25 protein-coding genes are annotated in these 20,966 nt (G+C 37.3%); 9 read left to right on the top strand and 16 right to left on the bottom strand.

Annotated elements, in window-relative coordinates:
- Positions 1-71: 71 nt before the first annotated feature.
- From CLV62_RS01285 to CLV62_RS21630, 6 genes are all read right to left on the bottom strand, one after another.
- Positions 72-2,282, bottom strand: a complete 2,211-nt coding sequence (locus CLV62_RS01285) for a peptidase domain-containing ABC transporter (protein WP_110309255.1) — start codon at positions 2,280-2,282, stop codon at positions 72-74.
- Positions 2,283-2,291: 9 nt separating this feature from the next.
- The gene (locus tag CLV62_RS01290) at positions 2,292-2,606 is read right to left on the bottom strand and encodes a hypothetical protein (protein ID WP_110308969.1); all 315 of its coding nucleotides are present in this window, start codon (positions 2,604-2,606) and stop codon (positions 2,292-2,294) included.
- Positions 2,603-2,773, bottom strand: a complete 171-nt coding sequence (locus tag CLV62_RS21625) for a hypothetical protein (RefSeq protein ID WP_170119986.1) — start codon at positions 2,771-2,773, stop codon at positions 2,603-2,605. Before CLV62_RS21625 ends, CLV62_RS01290 begins: the two co-directional genes overlap by 4 nt.
- A complete protein-coding gene (locus CLV62_RS01300; RefSeq protein WP_110308971.1) occupies positions 2,770-3,201 on the bottom strand; it encodes a hypothetical protein in 432 nt (143 codons plus the stop codon). Before CLV62_RS01300 ends, CLV62_RS21625 begins: the two co-directional genes overlap by 4 nt.
- A 136-nt stretch (positions 3,202-3,337) precedes the next feature.
- The gene (locus CLV62_RS01305; protein WP_110308972.1) at positions 3,338-4,474 is read right to left on the bottom strand and encodes a radical SAM protein; all 1,137 of its coding nucleotides are present in this window, start codon (positions 4,472-4,474) and stop codon (positions 3,338-3,340) included.
- Positions 4,475-4,557: 83 nt separating this feature from the next.
- Positions 4,558-4,713: a hypothetical protein gene (locus CLV62_RS21630; RefSeq protein WP_170119987.1), complete on the bottom strand. Its 156-nt coding sequence runs from the start codon at positions 4,711-4,713 to the stop codon at positions 4,558-4,560.
- An 816-nt stretch (positions 4,714-5,529) separates the two neighbouring features.
- Here CLV62_RS21630 and CLV62_RS01310 point away from each other — a divergent pair.
- Complete coding sequence (locus CLV62_RS01310) at positions 5,530-5,838, top strand: hypothetical protein (RefSeq protein ID WP_110308973.1); 309 nt, start codon at positions 5,530-5,532, stop codon at positions 5,836-5,838.
- Between the two features lie 91 nt (positions 5,839-5,929).
- Here the strand turns inward: CLV62_RS01310 and CLV62_RS01315 are convergent, their stop codons facing one another.
- The 3 genes from CLV62_RS01315 to CLV62_RS01330 form a co-directional block, all read right to left on the bottom strand.
- Positions 5,930-6,340, bottom strand: coding sequence for a group III truncated hemoglobin (locus CLV62_RS01315; RefSeq protein WP_245903953.1), 411 nt, complete (start codon positions 6,338-6,340; stop codon positions 5,930-5,932).
- Positions 6,341-6,592: 252 nt separating this feature from the next.
- Positions 6,593-7,000, bottom strand: a complete 408-nt coding sequence (locus CLV62_RS01325) for a hypothetical protein (RefSeq protein ID WP_110309257.1) — start codon at positions 6,998-7,000, stop codon at positions 6,593-6,595.
- A gap of 286 nt (positions 7,001-7,286) precedes the next feature.
- Positions 7,287-8,120, bottom strand: coding sequence for a GNAT family N-acetyltransferase (locus CLV62_RS01330; protein ID WP_110308975.1), 834 nt, complete (start codon positions 8,118-8,120; stop codon positions 7,287-7,289).
- Between the two features lie 190 nt (positions 8,121-8,310).
- Here CLV62_RS01330 and CLV62_RS01335 point away from each other — a divergent pair, with 190 nt between their 5' ends.
- Positions 8,311-8,496 (top strand): hypothetical protein, encoded by a 186-nt coding sequence (locus tag CLV62_RS01335; RefSeq protein ID WP_110308976.1) that lies wholly within the window; start codon positions 8,311-8,313, stop codon positions 8,494-8,496.
- A gap of 1 nt (position 8,497) precedes the next feature.
- Complete coding sequence (locus CLV62_RS01340) at positions 8,498-9,076, top strand: hypothetical protein (RefSeq protein WP_110308977.1); 579 nt, start codon at positions 8,498-8,500, stop codon at positions 9,074-9,076.
- A 13-nt stretch (positions 9,077-9,089) separates the two neighbouring features.
- On the opposite strand, the gene CLV62_RS01345 is transcribed toward CLV62_RS01340, so the two are convergent.
- Together CLV62_RS01345 and CLV62_RS01350 are read right to left on the bottom strand one after the other, a co-directional pair.
- Positions 9,090-9,716, bottom strand: coding sequence for a hypothetical protein (locus CLV62_RS01345; RefSeq protein ID WP_110308978.1), 627 nt, complete (start codon positions 9,714-9,716; stop codon positions 9,090-9,092).
- Positions 9,682-10,503, bottom strand: coding sequence for a hypothetical protein (locus tag CLV62_RS01350; RefSeq protein ID WP_110308979.1), 822 nt, complete (start codon positions 10,501-10,503; stop codon positions 9,682-9,684). The genes CLV62_RS01345 and CLV62_RS01350 overlap by 35 nt, the downstream gene beginning before the upstream one ends.
- A gap of 136 nt (positions 10,504-10,639) precedes the next feature.
- On the opposite strand from CLV62_RS01350, the gene CLV62_RS01355 reads away from it, so the two are divergent.
- From CLV62_RS01355 to CLV62_RS01370, 4 genes are all read left to right on the top strand, one after another.
- Positions 10,640-10,858, top strand: coding sequence for a T9SS type A sorting domain-containing protein (locus CLV62_RS01355; RefSeq protein ID WP_170119988.1), 219 nt, complete (start codon positions 10,640-10,642; stop codon positions 10,856-10,858).
- A 1,156-nt stretch (positions 10,859-12,014) separates the two neighbouring features.
- On the top strand, positions 12,015-12,227 hold the full coding sequence (locus tag CLV62_RS01360; protein WP_110308981.1) for a hypothetical protein: 213 nt from the start codon (positions 12,015-12,017) through the stop codon (positions 12,225-12,227).
- A gap of 38 nt (positions 12,228-12,265) precedes the next feature.
- Complete coding sequence (locus CLV62_RS01365) at positions 12,266-12,472, top strand: hypothetical protein (RefSeq protein WP_110308982.1); 207 nt, start codon at positions 12,266-12,268, stop codon at positions 12,470-12,472.
- Between the two features lie 34 nt (positions 12,473-12,506).
- Positions 12,507-13,823, top strand: coding sequence for a tetratricopeptide repeat protein (locus tag CLV62_RS01370; protein WP_110308983.1), 1,317 nt, complete (start codon positions 12,507-12,509; stop codon positions 13,821-13,823).
- Positions 13,824-14,033: 210 nt separating this feature from the next.
- Here CLV62_RS01370 and CLV62_RS01375 read toward each other — a convergent pair whose 3' ends face one another.
- Positions 14,034-14,609, bottom strand: a complete 576-nt coding sequence (locus tag CLV62_RS01375; RefSeq protein WP_110308984.1) for an LOG family protein — start codon at positions 14,607-14,609, stop codon at positions 14,034-14,036.
- Positions 14,610-14,883: 274 nt separating this feature from the next.
- Here CLV62_RS01375 and CLV62_RS01380 point away from each other — a divergent pair, with 274 nt between their 5' ends.
- Entirely contained in the window at positions 14,884-15,339 is a 456-nt protein-coding gene (locus CLV62_RS01380; RefSeq protein ID WP_146212662.1) for a surface-adhesin E family protein, read from the top strand.
- A 148-nt stretch (positions 15,340-15,487) separates the two neighbouring features.
- Positions 15,488-16,165: a DUF2461 domain-containing protein gene (locus CLV62_RS01385; protein ID WP_110308986.1), complete on the top strand. Its 678-nt coding sequence runs from the start codon at positions 15,488-15,490 to the stop codon at positions 16,163-16,165.
- 80 nt (positions 16,166-16,245) lie between these two features.
- Here CLV62_RS01385 and CLV62_RS01390 read toward each other — a convergent pair whose 3' ends face one another.
- The 4 genes from CLV62_RS01390 to CLV62_RS01405 form a co-directional block, all read right to left on the bottom strand.
- Positions 16,246-17,010 (bottom strand): hypothetical protein, encoded by a 765-nt coding sequence (locus CLV62_RS01390; protein ID WP_110308987.1) that lies wholly within the window; start codon positions 17,008-17,010, stop codon positions 16,246-16,248.
- 26 nt (positions 17,011-17,036) lie between these two features.
- Positions 17,037-17,783 carry a hypothetical protein gene (locus CLV62_RS01395; RefSeq protein WP_110308988.1) on the bottom strand — a complete coding sequence of 249 codons (747 nt, stop codon included), beginning with the start codon at positions 17,781-17,783 and terminating at the stop codon, positions 17,037-17,039.
- Positions 17,784-17,796: 13 nt separating this feature from the next.
- On the bottom strand, positions 17,797-18,609 hold the full coding sequence (locus CLV62_RS01400) for a hypothetical protein (protein ID WP_110308989.1): 813 nt from the start codon (positions 18,607-18,609) through the stop codon (positions 17,797-17,799).
- 914 nt (positions 18,610-19,523) lie between these two features.
- The gene (locus CLV62_RS01405; protein ID WP_110308990.1) at positions 19,524-20,882 is read right to left on the bottom strand and encodes an MATE family efflux transporter; all 1,359 of its coding nucleotides are present in this window, start codon (positions 20,880-20,882) and stop codon (positions 19,524-19,526) included.
- Positions 20,883-20,966 lie beyond the last annotated feature (84 nt).

The raw sequence follows: 20,966 nt of genomic DNA on the forward strand, positions 1-20,966 counted from the left end.
CTTACAACATTATTTAATTGTAACGATCCCTTGTATTTATACCTTATAAAACCATAAAAAGATATGAGACCTTAAGAACCCAGTTCCAGTTGATTCTTGACTAACGTATAATACTCCCCTTTTTTATCGGTCAATTCCTTATGAGTACCTTCTTCTATGATCTTGCCCTTATCCATTACTACAATATGATCGGCGTTCTGTACGGTACTTAAACGATGAGCTACTATTATTACCGTCTTGCCTTTATAAAACTCATTGAGGTTGTCCAATATCTGCCTTTCATTGTTGGCATCCAAAGCATTGGTTGCCTCATCAAAAAACAAAAAATCGGGATTTTTATATACAGCACGGGCTATCAGAAGACGCTGCCTTTGTCCCTGACTTACTCCATTACCCTCCATACCTATCTTGGTATTGTATTTCAAAGGAAGCGATTCTATAAAGTCCTTTATATTAGCTATCCGAACTGCTTCCATAAGCCGTTTTTTATCTACAATATCCTCCCCCACTGCTATATTATTGGCAATGGTATCTGAAAATATAAATCCGTCCTGCATCACTGCTCCCGACTTTTGACGCCACAGGTGCGGGTTGACATCTTCAATCGAAATATTATCTACTTTTATATCTCCTTTGTTCGGTTTATAGAAAGCCAACAAGAGTTTTATAAGAGTTGTTTTTCCGCTTCCGCTGGCTCCTACCACTGCCGTTATTTTATTTTCGGGAATTACCAAGTTGATGCCATTCAGCACATAATCCCTGTCGGCACCATCGTAACTGAAATAAACATCGTCAACACTCAACCTTTTAGAAGAAGGTATTTCGTTAATCTTAGAACCTATAGTTTGCTCTTCGTCTTCACGGCTGTGTATTTCGTTTAACCGCTCCAAACTAATCTTGGCATCCTGAGCTGCTTGTACAAAACCTATTACCTGACCGATGGGGCCCGACAGTTGCCCGAGTATATAACTGATAGACATCATCATACCGAGTGTTATATCTCCTTCGATAACAGCTCTTGCCGCAATAAACGAAATGAAGAGAGAGGTGGTCTGGCTAAAGAATACGGATCCTAATTGTTGATACTGCCCTAACGCCAGTCCTTTTATACTGATTTTAAAAAGTTTGACCTGTATACGCTCCCATTTCCAGCGTTGTTGTTTTTCGCAATTATTAAGCTTTATTTCCTGCATGCCTGTTACAATCTGCACCAGATTACTTTGTACTGCGGAGGCTTGTGCGAACCGGCTCATATCCAGTTTTCGGCGATACCTGAGAAACAGAAGTATCCATAAGATATATAAAGTATTACCGACCACAAATATGAGCAGAATGGTGAGGTTATAATAAGCCAGAATAATAGCAAAAATTACAAAATTGGCAAATGAGAAGAGCGTTGTTAATGTCGATCCGGTGAGAAACGACTTGATACGCTCGTTATCTCCGATACGCTGCATAATATCCCCGATATTTTTCGAATCGAAGAAACGCAAAGGCAGCTTCATCAGCTTAGACAGGAAGTCGGAGATAAGGGCAATACTTATTCGTGTATTTACATGGAGGGTTATCCAGTTTCGTATAAACTCAACCGCCAGCTGTGTTACAAATAACACTAATTGAGCGATAAGAATGAGGGTTATAAAACTCAGGTTACTATTACCGATCCCCTGATCGACAACCGCTTGTGTGAGGAACGGAAATATTAAAGCCAATACACTGCTTACAAGCAAGCCAATAATCAGTTGAATTACCTGTGACTTATAGGGTCGCAGATAGCGAAAAAAGTATCTTAGGCTCTTTTGATTGCCATCGTCTTCGGTATCCGATGTATAAAAATCGGGGGTAGGCTCCAATAGCAAGGCTGTTCCCACATCTTCGCCTTCGGATCTGGTGCTGATCCAACATTTAATAAATTGCTCTTTGGTTAATATGTATTTTTCGCCTACCGGATCGGATATTTTGATATCATATTCACCTTTCCGTTTCTTTTTTATCCCGTAACAAACAACAAAATGATTTTGATTCCAATGAAGAATACAAGGAAGCGGAGCATCTTCGACCAATTGCTCAAAGGTTATTTTAACGCCATTGGTGTGAAGTCCTATACTTTCGGCAGCATCGCTGATACCGAGCATAGATACACCTTCGCGAGTAATAAAAGCTTTTTCCCTCAGGTTCTGAATACTATAACTTCGTCCATAATATTTAGCTATCATCCGTAGACACGTAGGACCGCAATCCATGGCATCAAGCTGTCTGTAATTGGGAAAGGGGTTAAGCATTGTCATTTATTAATTTACTCGTTCTGTTATTTGTAAATTTTCAGTCCAAAGTATAAAGATCTGAATAATATCTTTAAAAATAATATCATTATAGTCCGATTTTCCATTTACTACTTTCTGGAAACTATGCCCACGATCTACATAAGGTGTTAACTCATAATTTTTTTTACCATATAACTCAAAATATATGGGAAGGAGATCGCAACTTTCAGAAGATGGATCAGCAGTTCCATACGCTATGTATATAGGCATCTTTAAGTGAACAATATCTTCTCTATACGGAGTAGAAAAGCTTCTCCATGCCTGGATTGGATCCCCTTTCATGTTTTAAAACTTTGATTATCAGGATTTATTCCGCATATAATCTCCCATTGTTTGTACAATTCATCAATATTCTCTTGAGCTTGTTTCATTGTCTGTTTACCTAATTTTGCATCATTTCGTTCCTTTCTTATATATTCTGAATAGCGACCATCAGTATCTCCGCTCAAATATCCCACTGCATAAATATCCGGTTTTTTTTAACCAGTGACACCGCAATTTGAGCTCCTTGAGATATGCCAATGACACTAATTTTTTCCTTGTCAACCCAAGCTTGTTTCCTTAAAAAGTTGATAACAGTACTTCCACGATCAACAAATTTTGTTTTATAATAATCCTTTAGATACTTTTCATCGAATTTATTCGGTTCTAAAATATCAGGGACATATATTTTTCGATTGTATAACAGATTTTCAGCAACTATGAGAGGAGTATGTGGATGTGAAATCATCACAATATTATAATCTTCATAGAATTCTTCATAAAGACTATCCAAATTATTGATATAGATCGTACTATCGTTTTCAATTATTAGTGGTATAGGCTGTGATCCTTGACAATATATAATGACCGGTTTTTTTATAGAATCTTTGCTCATTCATATAAAATCAATAGTATCTTTATCGTGATGTATAGAATATATCCTGATTTTTTCATCAATCTTAATTTGCGATTTTATATCAGCAGTTGTTAAGAAAAAAAATATTGATAAAAATAGAAATATTGTTTTCATCTCACGCAAAATCTTCAATGGTAAGTAATTCAACTTCTATATTTTTTAAGTCTTTGAGATCTGTAAATATCTTGTTTTGTATGCATATAAATAATTCAATAAGATCATCGCAATATACAGAAGGATTAGCGAATCCATTACTCGTGGAATATCTTGTTGCTAAATGAAAGCCGCCACATACTTCTTTAGCAATGCACAATTGGCATTTATCACACAGTACTTCATCCTGATGGGAATAATAGAATGTTTTCATTAGAGGATGCTCTGCAACATCTTCAAATTTGTTATTGACAATATTTAAGCCTGTTTTGACAAATCCATCCCCACATATTTTTAAAGAATCAATAACCTCTATTGCTCCGTCTGTCTTGATTGCTACTATGCGATTAAATTTTCGACCAAGACCTTCATTTCCTCTATCCAATCCTAAAAACAGACTTGATATAATATCGAAAATTCTTATTCTAGGCTTATTTTTATCATTATCCTTATACCAAATTTCGAACATTTCTGATAACCATTTTCCCACTTTACCTATAGCAATATCCCTCTTTTCATAAGTAGACTCAGGTATTAATAAATCTAGACTAGCAATTTTAAGGCTCTTATAATGTGCGTAAAGTATTTCTGGAGCCTCTTCTATGTTAATAACCGTCAATATACCTGGTCTTTCGACGAGCTCTATCCCTCTAATTATTTCATTATAAGCAGGTAATCTATTGTTTCTATAAATTCTATTTCTAGTAGCTTTTTCGGTTCCATCTAAACTAATACCAAAATGAATATTCAGATTTTTTAAAAATTCTATCCAAATTTTATCTAGCAAAGTACCATTTGTTTGTAAATTATAATACTTTTCGATATGAGGGAGCAATGTATTGGCAAGGTTTATAAACTCTGTATAAAAATCTTTTCCAGCAAGAAGCGGTTCACCTCCATGAAAAATAATTACGATGTTATCAATCTCTTTACTTATACAATAATCATTTATTTTTTGCAAGCTAATTTTCACCAAATCAAGACTTATGATTGGAGGATCCTTTTTAAAAGAGGTATCACCTTGATTAAAAACATAGCAATAAGAGCAATCTAAGTTACAAATGCTCGTCGTCTTAAATACAAATTCTTGAAATTTCATATGATTTATATTTTACATTATAAAAAACATAAATAATAGTGGACTACCTAGTCTAGATAGTCCACTATTTAGCTCCTCTAAATTTAAGTAGTTTGAGTATGCGATACTTGTGCATGAGTTTGGCTATGACCTTCTGCATAACCTCCTCCTAATAACTTAGATTGCATAAATTCATCTAAAACCTCAAAATTTGCTTTCTGATCTAGACTGTCCAGCGAAATCTTCTTTGATTTTTTCATAATTTAATTTGATTTAAAATTTGCTTACTCTATAACCTTTTCAGCTTCCGGTATTTTAATATAGTTTTCCTTAGTATATGCCAAAACAATTATAAGTGATATTAGGTGTATTATATTTAAACAACTGTCGAATTCCAAATACACTGATCAGATTGCTCTTTTATTTTTAAGACACCGGCTAATCCATTTTTCACATTAAGAGCAGTACAGTTTGAACATCATCCAAAAGGTTCTCTATAGTAGCTTTATATTCTTGATTATTGCATTTATGGCTTACTATATAAGTAATAACCCATCTTTCCGGTAGCTAAATTAAGATTATTGTTAAGATTTAAAGATATTATAAGTTTTGTATTGAGATATTTGTATTGAGATATTTGTATTGAGATATTTGTATCTATCGTCTTTCCAGTGTTAAAGGGATGGATAAATTTCGTTTGCAATATATATATTAATATTTGAAGTTAAATAAATTATTTCTATTAAAATTTATCATTTCGACAAAAAAATCATCAACCCATTGACTATCAAAACATTTAGCCCATCCGAGTATCTGCTTGAAGTTCGTGCCGTAAAGATCCTCAAGTTCCCTGCTCAGCTTACCTTTAGTCAACTGAAGAATAACATCCCCTGTTGAATATCAGAAATAATAAAGCCGAAAATATTACTGCACGTATTGTACTCATAAGCAGTATAACCGAATCTCCTACCCCATTCAAAATGAGAGCGAATAAGCTTTAATTACACGAAATAGTATAGCTGAAATAAAAAAATATTTGTATATTTAGAGCATAATAATCTCTTAAATTATCACACATGGACTTTGAAGAACTTTCTAAACATTATATGGAAAAGTATAATGAATTAACCGAGAAGCGAGATAAATCGGGTATTATAACAACTGTTGATGACATCAACGAAGCCATCCGAGGGTTTAATATGGATAGAGTGAATGATGATTATTGTAAAATACTCGACTGGAATTTCTATGTTGCAAATATTGAGGGTGCCCGACTGGCTTTGAATGCTCAATTTCCGTATCTGCGCTTACCGTCTGCCACCATTTTTTCCATTGCCTTTGACCAAAGTGAGAAGAAATGGAAATTTAGCGGGGAGATCGATTAAAGAAGATTAGTAGCCTACAATTAATAAAACAATAAAAGCCTATCAAAATATCGACAGGCTTTTATTGTATATGCTCACTTAAAATCTACTTTCATTTATGGGGATCATTACCCGATCTTCGATGAATATATTCCAGCTTACCCTGAAACACATCTGCAATCTTATAGGCTCTCGATTTGGCTTCGTTGGCAATATCTCCTGCAAAAAGCTTGTCGACCGTCTCTGTAAAAAGAGACAACCATCGGTCGAAATGTTCCTTATCGATTGGTAGTTGTGCGTGTGGCGGAAAAGGATGCCCTGTATATGTTCTTTCATTCAATAAAATACTTTGCCAGAAAGAATGTAATTTCGATAGATGTTCGTCCCAATGTTCTCCTATCTTTTCAATAAATATAGGTCCCAACAAGTCATCTTTTCGCACTTTGGCATAAAATGTATTGACCATTTTCTTAATGTCCTCTAAACTCTCAATGTCTTTTATCGGTTTTATCTCTTTCTCCATATCACATTATTTATCTTGTACCAATACAATCAGTATCATCATTCTCAAAGGTAATAAAAAGATAGCACCTGTCTTTGAGATTGTAAGAAGAAGCAGTCTTGGTATCTCCAATGGCTTTATTCTCTTTACCATCTCTCTCGTCTTCTGATCTTTATACAAGATAGGTCTAAAATGAATAACAGATTGATTATTACTATAAGTAAAGCCCCCCATTTACTGAGAGGCTTGTATTTTGATTAAAATAGTAGTTGGTTATAGCGGAATTTTGATTTCCAGTTCCTTAGATTCATTTCTTTTTACTGTAACCCCTTCGGTACCTGCAACCGCAGTTTTATCTGCAAGAGTATAGAAAACAGCAAAATAAAGGTTGGTTTGGGATTCAAGAATATTCAATTCCGTAAGATTCAAACTGAACTTGGCAATTCCATTATCATCTGTTACAGCCATTTTTTTAGCATCACCGGGTACAGTCGCTTCCGTTACGGGACTATCTTTATACATATAAACCGTTTTACCTGACTGAACAACACCTAATGCATTAGTCACCTTTACTGTTACATTAGCTCCTAGAAAGCTGGGATCATCATCGTCGCCACAAGAACTAAATCCGAACGCAGCTGCTACAACGAGAAATAAACTTAAAAACAATATTTTCTTCATAAAGTAACTATTTAGTAAAGCCGATCGTTTCATGAATATGCCTGTTCGGCAATCTGCACATATTCATTTTATACCCCTAAGCAAATAGTATTTGACTTATCGATATTTGTTATAAACAATCAGACTTTATAATAAGTTCCCGTTTTAGGCTTTCCTCACTTTTAATAACATTTCGGACAGAAGCATCTGATATACCTGCTTTTATAAAAAAAGCTCCGGACGATTATTAAATCAACCGAAGCTTTCGTGTATAAAACAATTGTAGTCTATTATACCATATCTGTTATTAAACAAAACCCATTCTGTAATAGGATATTTCTTTTACATTTTCGAATCCCAGTTTTTGAGCCAATAGATACGAACCTACATTGTCTTTTCGGCAAGCCCAAACCGGTTCATATCCGTTTTCCAAACAATAGTCTATTAGCGCCGAACAGGCTTTGCAAGCCAGCCCTTTTCCTTTGAAGTCTTCGTATGTTTCGATTCCCAATTCCAATTTATCATCATGTACATAAGCCGAAAAAGCGGTGGATGCCAATTTGCCGTTATAAAAAAGACTGAAAGCAACTCCTTTATTCACAAAATCATCCGCATTATTCCAAAAGTGAAGAGGTACAACCGTTCCCTTCATCGCTTCAAAAATATCCTTATCGGTTCTCACAATGCTAATGTTAGGATCAACCGTTTCGTATTCACGTTTTGCATTCAGATATTTCTCTTTATTGAGCTTAAAATTCACTCTTACATTTAACTCGATGGTATCCGAAGAGGTATGCTGATAAGCAGGTTCTACCAGATTGTCATGCAACAAATCGGCCAGAACCGCATCCCAATCGGAGGGAAATACCTGCATCCACTCCACACGATGCCTGTTACCATTTTCATTTAAAGCATACTTTTTAAACGCCTCATTAAATGCGGCATTATTGGGATCTCCAAAAAGCAACGACATTCCATAAGGATGCACTATAAAGTATGTAGCCGGATTGTCTGCGTCATCGACATAAATTTCCCCATCAACTATCTTCTCGACTACCGAACGGGCAAAAAGATTATTTGTAGTAACTGATTTTAATGGCTCTGATAACTTATTATACTGTTCTTTACCTAAAACTTTCATGCGCAAAATATCTTTTTTAAGTTATACATCGTATGTCCGATTTTCAAAGGTAAAAATAAGTCTTAAAAAAAGAAAGCAATAAATTTTAAACAGACTCTAAGAGTAATACAATCAAAATTCACTAATTTTGAATTGTTAGTAATGCTTGGACTTGTTTCCATGTAATTGACTTATTTAAATAAAAAAGATCGTGACCAGAAAAGACTTAGAAAATATAAACAAAGACAAAGAGATTATCGAATTACGGATGCAGTCGGAAGACCTTATCAACAATGTTGAATCACTCAGTGATGAAGATTTCAGAAACGAAGCTCTACGTATTGAAAAGGAAATAGACGACCGTATTTCTGTCCTCTATCAGAAAATGAAAGACTAAAATGGATATTCGCAAGAAAGGGGCTATCTGTATGTTTATTTATAATGTGATCGGAACATTGGCGATATGCTCTGCCTATCCAAGTGACCCCTTATATAGCGATGAGCTATCATTTATTGGAGGATTTACCTTTCCGATTACAATTATCAGCTTTGCTTTTCGCTATGCAGCGTCAGAACCTATCTATCCCGTTTTTATTATTCAGTTTATAGTGCTTATCGCTTCAATATTTATACTTGATTTGATATTGAGAAATTATTCACCTGCATATATTCAAAAGAGGGATGAAAAATATTTGGCTGAGAGAGAAAAAGCATTTAATCAGTTGATAACAGAACAACAGGTCGCCATCTATTTAAAATATGCAAAAGACATAGATGGTTTTGCCAGGGTGGGAACTCCCGAAGACAGAGCAACCCTATCGGTAGAACAGTGGTATACAATAGATAATCTGGCACACGATATTTTTCTTATCAAAAGAAAATTAGTTTCGGCAAGCACAAAAGATTCGATCGAAAAACGAATTAAAGACAAATTGAAAGATCAAGCTGCTATGGATCTATTATTCTCGGCAGAGTAAAGTATAAAAAACCTCATTGCCTTCTCGACCTTCCTTCCACCAGAATCACATTGAACATTTCGCGAATGCGGTCACGGATAAAATCGCCGTACAAAGATTCAATCTGAGAAGGATCGCAATTGGTTGTAACAAAAGTCTTTAATCGGGAAGATTGCCACAACGAATAACGGACGTGAAGAATGTGTTGCATGACATTCAGCTTTGTCCCGAAATGATTGGCAGGAATAGTTTCCCTACCCAATTCATCGAAGCACATCCAAACAGGCTCGCCGATATACCCGTTTTGATTGTAAGTGTACACATCCAAATCGCCCGATCCGCTGTAAGCATTAGCCACTCCATTGCAGATATGAAGTTTAAAGCCATTAAATTCCAACTTCATGTATTCCGAAAACACCCTCATCAAAGAACTTTTACCAGTGCCTATATCTCCATACATCCACAAACCCTTGTCGGGATTGTATTTCCCCCCGATGCCGTTGAAGTAGCTAAAGAGATCGGTTATCAATTGTCGGTTGGAACTGTCGATCGTAAATTCGGGAATAACGGACACAGCTACCCGAAGAAACTTTCGCTTTCGCTCCGTAATCTCATGATCAGACAATTTACATGCCGATCGAATAATCTGCCTCTTTTCCATCACTTCCCTTAACTTGCTTATTTCCTGCACCGTTTTGTTCTTTTAGTTCAAATAAACCATTCCAATTATTAGCCATCGATTGTTCGATTATCTCCACCGCCGTTTTGAAATTCCCTCCCGATTTATCATTCAATCTCTTGTAGCACAACTCAATAGATTTTCGGTTTTTATACCTCTGCCCTTTGTCAGTCTTGTAATCGAGCCACTGAAAGAAGTATTCCCTTAGTTCGAAATCAAGAAAGTCGAAGTTAACCTTCTCATATCCCTTTGGGGGATTATAGGGGGAATAAGTATTTCTTTCTTCCTCTTTCTTTTCTTTCTTTAAGTTTGGGTTGTCGCTGGGCGACCCGTGGGTTGTTTGCTGAGCCGTCAGCTGGGCTTTCAACCCATTCAACTCTCTCATTACCAAATCGATAGATGAGTCGTCCACTGGGTTATTTGCTGGGTTTATATCATTATACACATCGTACTTGCAGAGGGTTATCACGTTCATACCCTGCGACTTGTCGACCGTTATCATACTTTCGGCTTTCAGCCTTCCCAAAAACGCTTTCACCTTATGCTCTCCCCACTTCCACTTTTGGGCTAAATAGCGATTCGATGCCGGATACTGCCCTCTTCCACAACGTATTTCTCTACCTCCGATACGCTCAATTTGCTCAGTTGCCCCAAATCGTGCCGACTGTATCAAGTCGATCCACGCTTCGCACTCTGAAAACGTACGGGCTGCTTCCCACATTTTATGAGAGAAAAACTTCCGGTTAAGTTTAATAAATCCTTTATCCATATATCAATTTTAGAAAGGTCGCCGACCTGTTAACTATACATTCAAACTATAGATAAATTTTGTCTTTAAACAACTGCACCTATGTGGAGGCGGATAATGCTCCGGCTATGATACTGAGGGAAAAAAGGGTCTGCATGTGTCCATATATCCGAACCCTGTAACAGATATTCTGTATGTTAATTCTCAACAGGCAATTCTAAGTTTCGACATTTACAATATTGCAGGTAGTTTAATGAAAAAAGCCGACTATTCGGGTAATAATGCTATTAATGTTCAGAGCCTGCCTTCGGGAATATATGTGCTGATATTAAAATCGGCTGAAGGGCAATTGAGCTTCAAATTCTCGAAGAAATAAAGATACACACATCATTTTCTAATAAATACAGTAAAAGGCTATCCCCGAGAGGATAGCCTTTACTGTTTACTAAATGTAGATTATAAAGTTAATATGCTTAATTAAGTGTAACTTTACACGAATTTCGATTATTGAGACTGCAAGATAAGCAAAAACTCTATTTTAACAAATTATGTCAACAGATACTTATCAACAATAGGTCTCTTTATACTTTCAATAAAGTAAAAGAAAGCATTTAATGATCTGTTCTTAAATAGAATATAAAACAACATAATTTACTATGCTAAACAAAATATTAAAGTATCGTAATTATCATAGTACATGGCAAAATTATCTGAAGTATAAGTGAGCAGGCATCAACCTTTAGTTATATATTGATTATTTGTATCTATTCAACTTTTTTCTTGATAAAAAAGTTGCAAAAAATCAAGGCTGCAACCCTCGCAGACCCACCAACTGCTTGAGGGCTAAACAAAATAAACTTGCCTGTCGGCTTCGAACAGAATTTTGTTCTGCGCCCTCTTCGCACGGTGTGTCCCCTGCTGCGGGTTAAGTGCCGTCAACGCATAGCGACGTTTTTTTCGACCGCAGGCAGACGGCATCTATTCCGCAGGCGGGGCACCCAATCCGAAACGAAGGGCGCGGAGCAAAAACGTGTTTGAGCTTATCTGACTTTCGCAACTTATCCGTATCTACGAGCGAGTTTTTTTGCTCAGCCCTGAGTTCGGTTTTGGGTCGCCGAGGGGTAAAGCCTTGATCTTTTCGTTCTTTTGCATCAAGGCAAAAGGACAAATCGAGATTAGAGCCATACATATAATTCTGATTTTGATAAGTATCGTAGTATTATTTTATTCTGTTGATGTCACTTTTTCGATAAGATAAAAAGCCGACTTAAGTCTCATACCTTTTTTCTGAACTTGGTGTAAGGGCGAACCTGCGTATCCGCTCAAAGAGAGAGTGTGTGTCTTTTGTAGAACTCCCTTTTTTGAGTCTTTTCCATTTAAATCTCTTTATTTTCATCAAAATATTTTTTTCTAAAACAAAACCCATCTTTTTTCTAATAATTCTTCATCTTTAAGTTAAATCAGTTATTATACTGTAAACTAACAGATATTTTAATTTAATTTAAACAAAATTTTTCAAAACATATATCGCTATGAAAATCAAAACAGTACTGATTGCAATCTCAGTTATAGGTTTTTTATCATTCTTATTCACTTCCTGCTCACAAGAAGGAGAGATGGGAGTTGGTGAAACTGTAGGAGAGAACACTCCTGATGGTAATGCACCATCAAAAGTAATAGTCGATTCAATTCCATTTTCGAAAGATAATACTATTACAAACTCTAACTTTCCGAATAAACAATAAACATTTACTCCAAGTAATTTTTCAAAACATATACTGCCATGAAAATCAAAACATTGCTAATTTCACTCTCGGTTATAGGCTTTTTATCATTCTTACTTACTTCATGCTCAGAAGAGGGAGAAATGGGAGTTGGTGGTTCAGCAGGGGAGAACACTCCTGATGGGAATGCATCATCAAAGGTACTCGATTCAATACCATTTCCGAAAGATGATACCGTTACAAACTCTAACTTTCCGAAAGACTAATTATTGATTTGAGTTTCAAACAAACTTTACTACTATGAAGATCTCCACAAACTTCCTGCTACTATTATTACCATGTATATTATTCTCATGTAAACAAAATAATGCCTCAACTGATTTATTAAGACAAGCACAGAATATAGTTGAAGATAAGCCGAATGAAGCTTTAGCATTACTCGATTCGATACAAAATACCGAAGATATGGATGCGGACAGCTACATGCAACATATAGTAACAAGGATACATGCGAAATATAAAACAAAACAAGAAATATTAGGCGACACATTGGTTTTTGAAGCACAAGAATATTTTGACGGTAGTAAAAATTCGGAACAAGCCGCACTGGCTAACTATTACGCAGGTATTATAAACCGTAAGATGAACAGGTACGACAAATCTCTTATCAGCTTCTTAAAAGCAGGTGTCAATGCCACTAAAACAGGAGACAATAAGTTGAGTGGGAGAATATCTGACTACATAGGTGCTGTATATTTTGAGCAAGGTGCTATGGACAGTGCTGCTCTTAATTATCGAAAAGCACTGCATTGCTATAGTTTAGAAAAAGATTCTATTTCAATGATGAGAGCAACCAATCAAATAGGTCGCTGTTATGAAGATTTAGGTAAGCTAGATAGTGCCTATGTTTATTTTAATAATGCATTACAAATTGCGAAGAATATAAATGGTGAGAAATATAAAAACAACATCACTCAAAATTTGGGCGTAATTACATACAAGATGGGCGAATACGATAAGGCTATCGAGTATTATCAGTCGGTCTTAGATATGAAAATTACAGATGACAATCAAAGACATCGTGCTTATCTGTCGCTACTTAAAATCTATAATCTAAAACAAGACAAGAACTTAGCAAAAGAATTTGCACTTAAAGTAGAAGCTAGCCTACCCGATGTAACAGATATTAAAACGAAAAAAGAAATGTATGCCGCCCTAACCAATTATTATAAATTGACAGGCGATTACAAACAGGCATTGAATTACAGCGAATTAAAGAACGAAACTATCCTACAGATTGCCAAAGAAGAGCAACCTGCGGAAATGATAAAAGCCGATACCAATTTCCGTATAGAGCAAAAAGACAGGTTTTACGGAGAATTACAATCCGACTTCTACCTGTATCTGACAGTTGGAATAGTTGTACTTCTGACCTTAGTGGTATTCATTTCGCTTGCCCTCAGACAGCGCAAAAAGGATAAAGAAGAATTCAGACTAGAGGCAGAAAAGTACGAAAGAGCCAGACGATATCTTGAGGCTTCAAACAAAGATTATGCACGTATCGAAGCCGAAATAAAAGAAATGCTGGAAGATACAGAAGATACAGAAAATAAATAATAGAGAGGGAGAAAAAGTTTGTATTCTATTATTCAACAGATCACAGATAGCAGCCGACTGCTATCTGTGATCTATTCTCGAAAGGCATTATCTATAAAATAAAAAGCCTATCCTAAGGGGACAGACTAAACTTAAAAATAACGGATAATCATCTGATTACATAAAAGTTACAAATACACAAAGATAGTGTTGACTGATAACTGATAACTGTTATTTAGAGACAAACCACTTTTCGTTCTTCAAAGGAACATAAGTTTTCATTTGCAGTAACAAATCATCAATATCGCTGCTTACAATCAGCAGATCAAGATAATCATCCTTTAAGAAACCATCGCGATTCATCACTTTTATAAATTGAAGCAAGGCATCGTAATATCCGTTTACATTAAGAAGTGCCACCGGCTTTTTATGCAGCGAAAGCTGAGCCCATGTCAATACTTCGAACAGTTCTTCCATAGTGCCAAAACCACCGGGAAGCGCTATAAAGCCATCCGAAAGGTCTGCCATTTTGAATTTACGCTCGTGCATTGTATCCACCAAATAGATTTCGGTAAGCGACTTATGCTCCAGCTCCTTTTCTGCCAGAAAGTTGGGCAGTACTCCGATTGCCTTTCCACCGTGTTTGAGTGCTCCATCGGCAACCGCACCCATCAAGCCTACTTTGGCACCGCCGTATACCAATTCGATATTATTTTTGGCAAGGGATTTTCCCAAAGTTTCGGCTTTTATTTTAAAAATATCGTTCGAACCTGAACTCGAACCACAATAAACTGCTATTCTTTTCATTTTTTTTTGTTTAATTTGTTATTGCAAATATAAAACGTTTTTTGCCGATTTCGGTTAAAATGCGGCAACATATCTGTTACGAATTTATTAAGAGTCTGCAACTCTTTTTATTACTTGCACAGGTATGATATATCAGTTTATAGTTGACTTATTTTCGAAATTAAGCTCGCAGAGCTATTTATTGCTTTGGCAAATATAACAGCCAAAGCTAGTTATGCTTATGAAATATATCATTAAATACTTACAATTACTTAGTATAAAAAAAATTCCTCAAATGAAACAAGTATTCGTTCTTATCATCTCAATATTAGCCCCTCTTTTGGTATGTGGACAGAATGGGTGGAAGGATCTGGCAGTAACCGAAAATTCGGAATTCTACATAGATTCCACAAACGTAAAAATGATAGACGGGCGTATTTATGCCACCGTTAAGACGGTATATACCACTGCCGAAAGCAGGCAAACTTATGTAGACAAAATAAAGAGAGTTTTCAGGAAGAATGCCGAAAAAAAGATCCGGAAATGGGATAACTTTAGCTACTCCGTTACTTACGGTTTGTACGATTGCACACGCAAACGATTCAAAATACTGGAGGTAAAGGATTACACGGGCGATGATAAGCTGATTATACAGACAAAATCGAAAGAGGAAAAATCGCCGTGGTTATTGGTCGATAGCGAAACCGTGGGCGACTTTGTACTGTTTTTCATTTGCGACCAGAATATATAAGCTCACAGAGCTATTTGCATTTTAGTTGTAGGTGCAAATCTATGCATCCACCAACATAGGACAGACACATAGGTCTGCCCCTACAACTAAAATGCATCATTAATTACTTTCAATTACTTAACAGAATACTAAACAACAAATTATTTGTATGAAAAATATAATCGAATTTCTCTCTCAACTGAAAGAGAACAATAACAGGGAATGGTTCACGGCAAACAAGTCATTATATAAGGAGGTGGAAAAGGAGTTCAACGCATTTGCGGAAAAGCTGATCGAGGGCATTGCTAAATTCGATTCTTCTATAAAAAATCTGACTGCAAAGGATTGTACGTTCCGTATTTACAGGGATGTACGTTTTTCGCCCAACAAAGAGCCGTACAAAACACATATGGCAGCTTATATTTGCCCGAATGGTAAAAAATCGGGGTTGGCAGGATATTATTTTCATGTGGAAGCTCCCGGAGCCAATTTCATCGGAGGACATTTACTGGCAACGGGTGTACATAATCCCGAGCCGAAGGTATTACAAAGTATAAGGGAAGAGATTCTAGATAATGGTGATGCTTTTCTGAAAGCGATTAAGCATGCCAAAGGTTTTGAACTGGACGAAAGCTCGAAACTAAAGAAAGTTCCCAAAGATTTCCCTCAGGATTATAAGCATGCCGAATATTTGAAGCTTAAAAATTATTCTCTGATGAAGTTTGTATCCGATGATTTCCTGATGAGTGACAATCTTCTGGAAAACTGTTTAACGGAATTCAGAAAGAGCCTTGAGTTTAATCATATATTGAATCGTGCGGCACATTTTGCTTTTGAAGAAATATAATCTGTTTTGACTCCAAAAATTAAGCCTCGACTTTTACGAGATAAAGTCGAGGCTTAATGATTCTTATATCTGTCATTGCATTAAATAGAGTACAAAATCACCTGAGGCATAAGATCGGGACGTGCTGCATTATTGATAAGCTCCCATTGAAGAGCGCCCGCAGTTCCGTCAGTTCCGATTGCAGGTCTTACCAGAATTTCAATTACCTCATTTGCCACTCTGTCACCCAAATACAAAGAAGTTGTAAATGTAAGAACATCATTAATAGTCCCATTCATATAATACTCGATCTGATCGAGGTAGACTGTTCCTGCCCCCTGTTTCCTTACAAAAATATATCCGCTGAGAATATGCCGTGAAGCGACATCCAATCTATTATACCCCCACCAACGCAGAGTAAGCAGATACTTGCCGTTTTGAGGGATAACAATAGGCTGATCCATTGTTAACACGGCTATTGTAGCGTAATAAAATTTCTGCCCTCCTGCCGAAGCTCTGTATGACTTGGCATACGATGGCGGTTGCTCCGTCCAACCGGCTACCCCATTAGCATCGGATTCCAATACCTTAGCCGTCATAGTCGAACCGTCTACAATCCGCAGAGGAGAAGACGCCCCCTTTACAATCTCCAATCTTACGGAAGGGGTGACCGTTCCCACACCGATATTGCCTGCCGAAGTGACCACTACATCATTCAGTATCTGAGCTGCTGTAGGCGATGCCAGATTATCCATTGCCCCGTCGATATGGAACATTGCCGAAGGGTTCTCGGTATTTATCCCGATCTGTGGGAGAACCTGCCCAAGAGACAGGGTAAATAAAAAAGTCAATACTATTTGTTTCATAATTTACTTAGCTTAATGTAAGAAGGTTATACACGATAAAAGAATACGGTGGTTAAAGAAAGATCAAGCGTCCATGTACCTTCCGTTTGCGGCCTCATCACTAAATATATCTTATCGCCTACAGCCAGATCGAGTGCCCTGAGTACGGTATATGTAGAAAATTTCTTTCCCGTAAGGCACTCCATGTACATTTCTATCGAATCGATCCCCATAGTGGCTGTATTTACCGTGTTCTTATGTAAATAGAAATATCCACCCGTACGTCCCAATGTTCCCGTATAGGTAGCCGCCATGCGTATCATGACAATATAACTGCCTTTTTCTGTTATGGGAATATAGTTCAAGCTATTGTTAAAACCTACTGTATAGAAAGTTCCGGTTGCCATAGCCGCGGTAGGAGCCGTAAGGCTTAACCGATAGCCTCCACTCCCTTTCAGCATACCCCATCGGGCATACCCGTTGGCATCGCCGAATAGAACCATGCCGTCGCCTTCGCCGCCATCCGCCATTTTGAGGGTTCCATAAGCGGCATCCGAAGTAATATCGACCTTTGCCTGCCCCACAGAGGGCTGTGTAGCTTTCCCCAACACCAGAGAGCCATTGACATCTACCATTACATCGTTCTTAAATCTGTTGGCAGAGGTGGTTGTATTATCGGCAGCCCCATCTATGTAAAATATCCCCAGAGGACTACTTGTATTAATGGAAACTTGTGCCTTGCATAAAGAAGATGTCAAAAGGGACAAACCGAATAGAATTATATATTTTTTCATTAGTGTCTTTTTTTCAAATATTATAAACCATGATACTCGGATAATAAATAGTTTGTTTCACCTGATCTGCTGCCAACGAAGCACCTGTAAGCCAATTATAACCGTCATCGGGACGGAGGCGTAAGAACAGAATATCACCGGCAGGAAGATTCGAGGCAAAAAAGCTGACCGTAAACGAGAAACGGGTAGTACTCCCTCCCACCCCCGTAACCGATGTATAGTAAGTAGTCTGGTCGAGAACGGTGCTCGTAGTTGAACTTACATACCGGCATAGCTGAATGGTGGCTGTCGACATCAGTTTCGTTCCGATGGGTATGGCGTCCAATGCTCCCCACCACCGCAGGGTAAATACATAATTGCCTGCCCGCGGTATTGTAATGCGGCTATATCCTGCCGAATTGACCTCTACGGGAAGCTCCGTGAATACATTTTTGGTGAGTGTTTTCGGTGTAGTGCTATAATAAACAATGCCATTGGGCATGGGTTTATCTTTCCATGTACCCCTTCCCTGAGTATCCGAGAAAAAATATTTGTTGATTCCTTGCGATCCATCCGCTAAACGCAGGGGCTTAATTGTTCCTTTTGATGAATCGATATGCACTTTAGCTGTGGGATTAACCACACCAACACCTATATTTCCCGATTTATCAATCACAACATCATCGGCTTCCTGAGCTCTAGTAACACTCGTAGCAGATGTATTATTTCCTTTTGCATCAATATGAAACACACTGTTAGTGTAGGGTGTGCGGGTATTTATTCCTACCTGGCTAAAGACCGAAGCAGAAATAATGAATACATAACCCGATAAAATAATTTTCTTCATTTTGCAGCTCTCATTAGTTAGTATTTTTATTTGGTTTACTTAAAAACAGCAGGGTATAATCACTACACCCTACTGTCGGACATAGTTGTGACATAGGCAGATCGTTGATCCGTATAAATTTTGAACGACAACAAAAAAACAAATATGTTATACGGGAACAGATACTGCCTCGACAGCTATTAATATATTTATTGGGGATATATTTTAAATGGTAAACAATAGCGTCAAAAAGACACAATAAATAATAAGGACAAAAAGCCCGCCTTATAAATTTTATGAAAATGTAGTTTATTAAGCGTGAGGATGTGTTACTCTCTCTCTCTCTCTCTCTCTCTCTCTCTCTCTCTCTCTCTCTCTAATATTTCAATGCAGATATCCAAACCTAAACAGTTAAATTTTAGATTATTATATGCAGATATATCTGTTAACTTATTGGTCATTGTGAGCGTAAAGAGTTATTATACAGATGCAAATATAATTCTTTTATTTAGAGTCCGTTTAAATTTTACCAAAATATTTTTATTTGGATATGAATAAGATTCCCTGTTGCGAAAAGGCAGATAGAAGAAAACACTTCCCTACGTCAAGTAATAAAATATTTATTATTTTCTTTTCAGATATTTTTTGTTGCATAATAAAGTATATTTCAATACTTTTGCATACACACACCTAACAACATAATAAAATAATTGTACTGCGGACATAGTTATGCCATAGGTAACGTCTTGTTGCCAATAGATTTGAACGACAACAAAAAAAGAACCTATCAACCTTAACATTGATAGGTTTATTATTTCACAGACCTTTTATTTTTATTGCTTCGAACGGGCATAACAATCGGAGATAGTTATAGTGATAAAACATCGTATTGAATCGCATTCAAACGACATAAAGGAAAAGTCAATAGAAAAACTCTATTTTTTGACCTTTTTATAGAGAAATGAAAACCAAAGCGGCAATATAATTCCTTTACAGACACTCGATATAGCAATTGCCCACCATACACCTACAATACCCATATCGGATGCAAGATAGTAAGCCAGAGGAATACGCAAAGCATTAAATACAACACTGATAATTGCAGGTTCTACGGTTCGCCCGATACCGTTAAACATCCCCTGAGTAGTAAGCTCGAGCATCATAAAAATCTGTACCAAACCCATTACCATCAGGTATTGCGATCCTGCTTTTATTGCATCATCGTGGGGTACGATAAGCCCGAAGATAGCCCCGCCGAAGAAGACGAACGCAACACTCACCACAATACCCACCGAAACCATTATACGCAAGGTATAGATATAGGCTTTCTTACCCCGTTCTATTTTATTTGCGGCATAATTCTGAGCCATAAAAGCACTCAGAGCCGTAGAAAAACCTTGTGAAGTATTCCATGTGACAGCTTCGATCTGACCGCCCGTAGTCTGAGTCATCAAACCCAAGTGACCGCCATATATAGAGGCTACACGAGCCAGATTCATATTTATGATTGCATAAAGCGAATTCATCAACGAAACGGGTGTTCCCAGATAAAAGACACGCTTAAGAAAAACGGTACGGGGCTTTATCAGAAAAGAAAAATTTCCCAAAATCCGGTTAGCCGATTTGATCTGATAAAAGAACAGCCCGAATACAAATATCTGAGATATTACACTGCCTACCGCCGCTCCATGTAAGCCCATATCGAGACCGAACATAAGGATAGGATCGAGAATCATATTCAACACCAGTCCGCACGCATTGTTACGGAAAGGAATAAAGCTACGCCCCGCCCCATTATATACTCCCGATAAGTTATAGGATAAAAACTGAAACGGCAGGCATATAGTCATTATACGAAGGTAAAGTACGGCTTCGCCCGTTATATCGGCAGGGAGTTTAAAAAACATCAAAATGGGTTCTGCAAATGCAAACAGCGTAAGCGACCACACTACACCCAGAAAGATAGCTACGGTAGAGGTATGGGAGGCATATATTTTTGCCTGACGCATCTTTTTTGCACCGATTGATTGTCCCACAGCTACCTCAGCACCTATCATCGCCAGATAGGCAACGGATGCGGTAAGCCACAATAACATCCCGATGGCTCCAATGGCGGCTTCCGATTTAGTGGCTACATGAGAAGCATCATCCGCCCCCAATCGCCCCACCCACGACATAGCCATCAGCGTATATGCCATCTGCAGGAAGCTTGTCCCCATCAGGGGCAAAGCCAATCGTATAAGAGTCGAGAATATCTTACCTTCGGTAAGATTCTGAATACCGCTTCCTTTCATTCGGATACTTTATTATCTATTTTTTTAAGGTCTCAGACCTTTATATCACTTGGATAAGCATAAAAACCATAGCCTGTTAAAGCT

The organism is Indolivaga alginatilytica (assembly GCF_003201355.1).
In the GTDB taxonomy this organism is placed as follows: Bacteria; Bacteroidota; Bacteroidia; order Bacteroidales; family Dysgonomonadaceae; genus Dysgonomonas_A; species Dysgonomonas_A alginatilytica.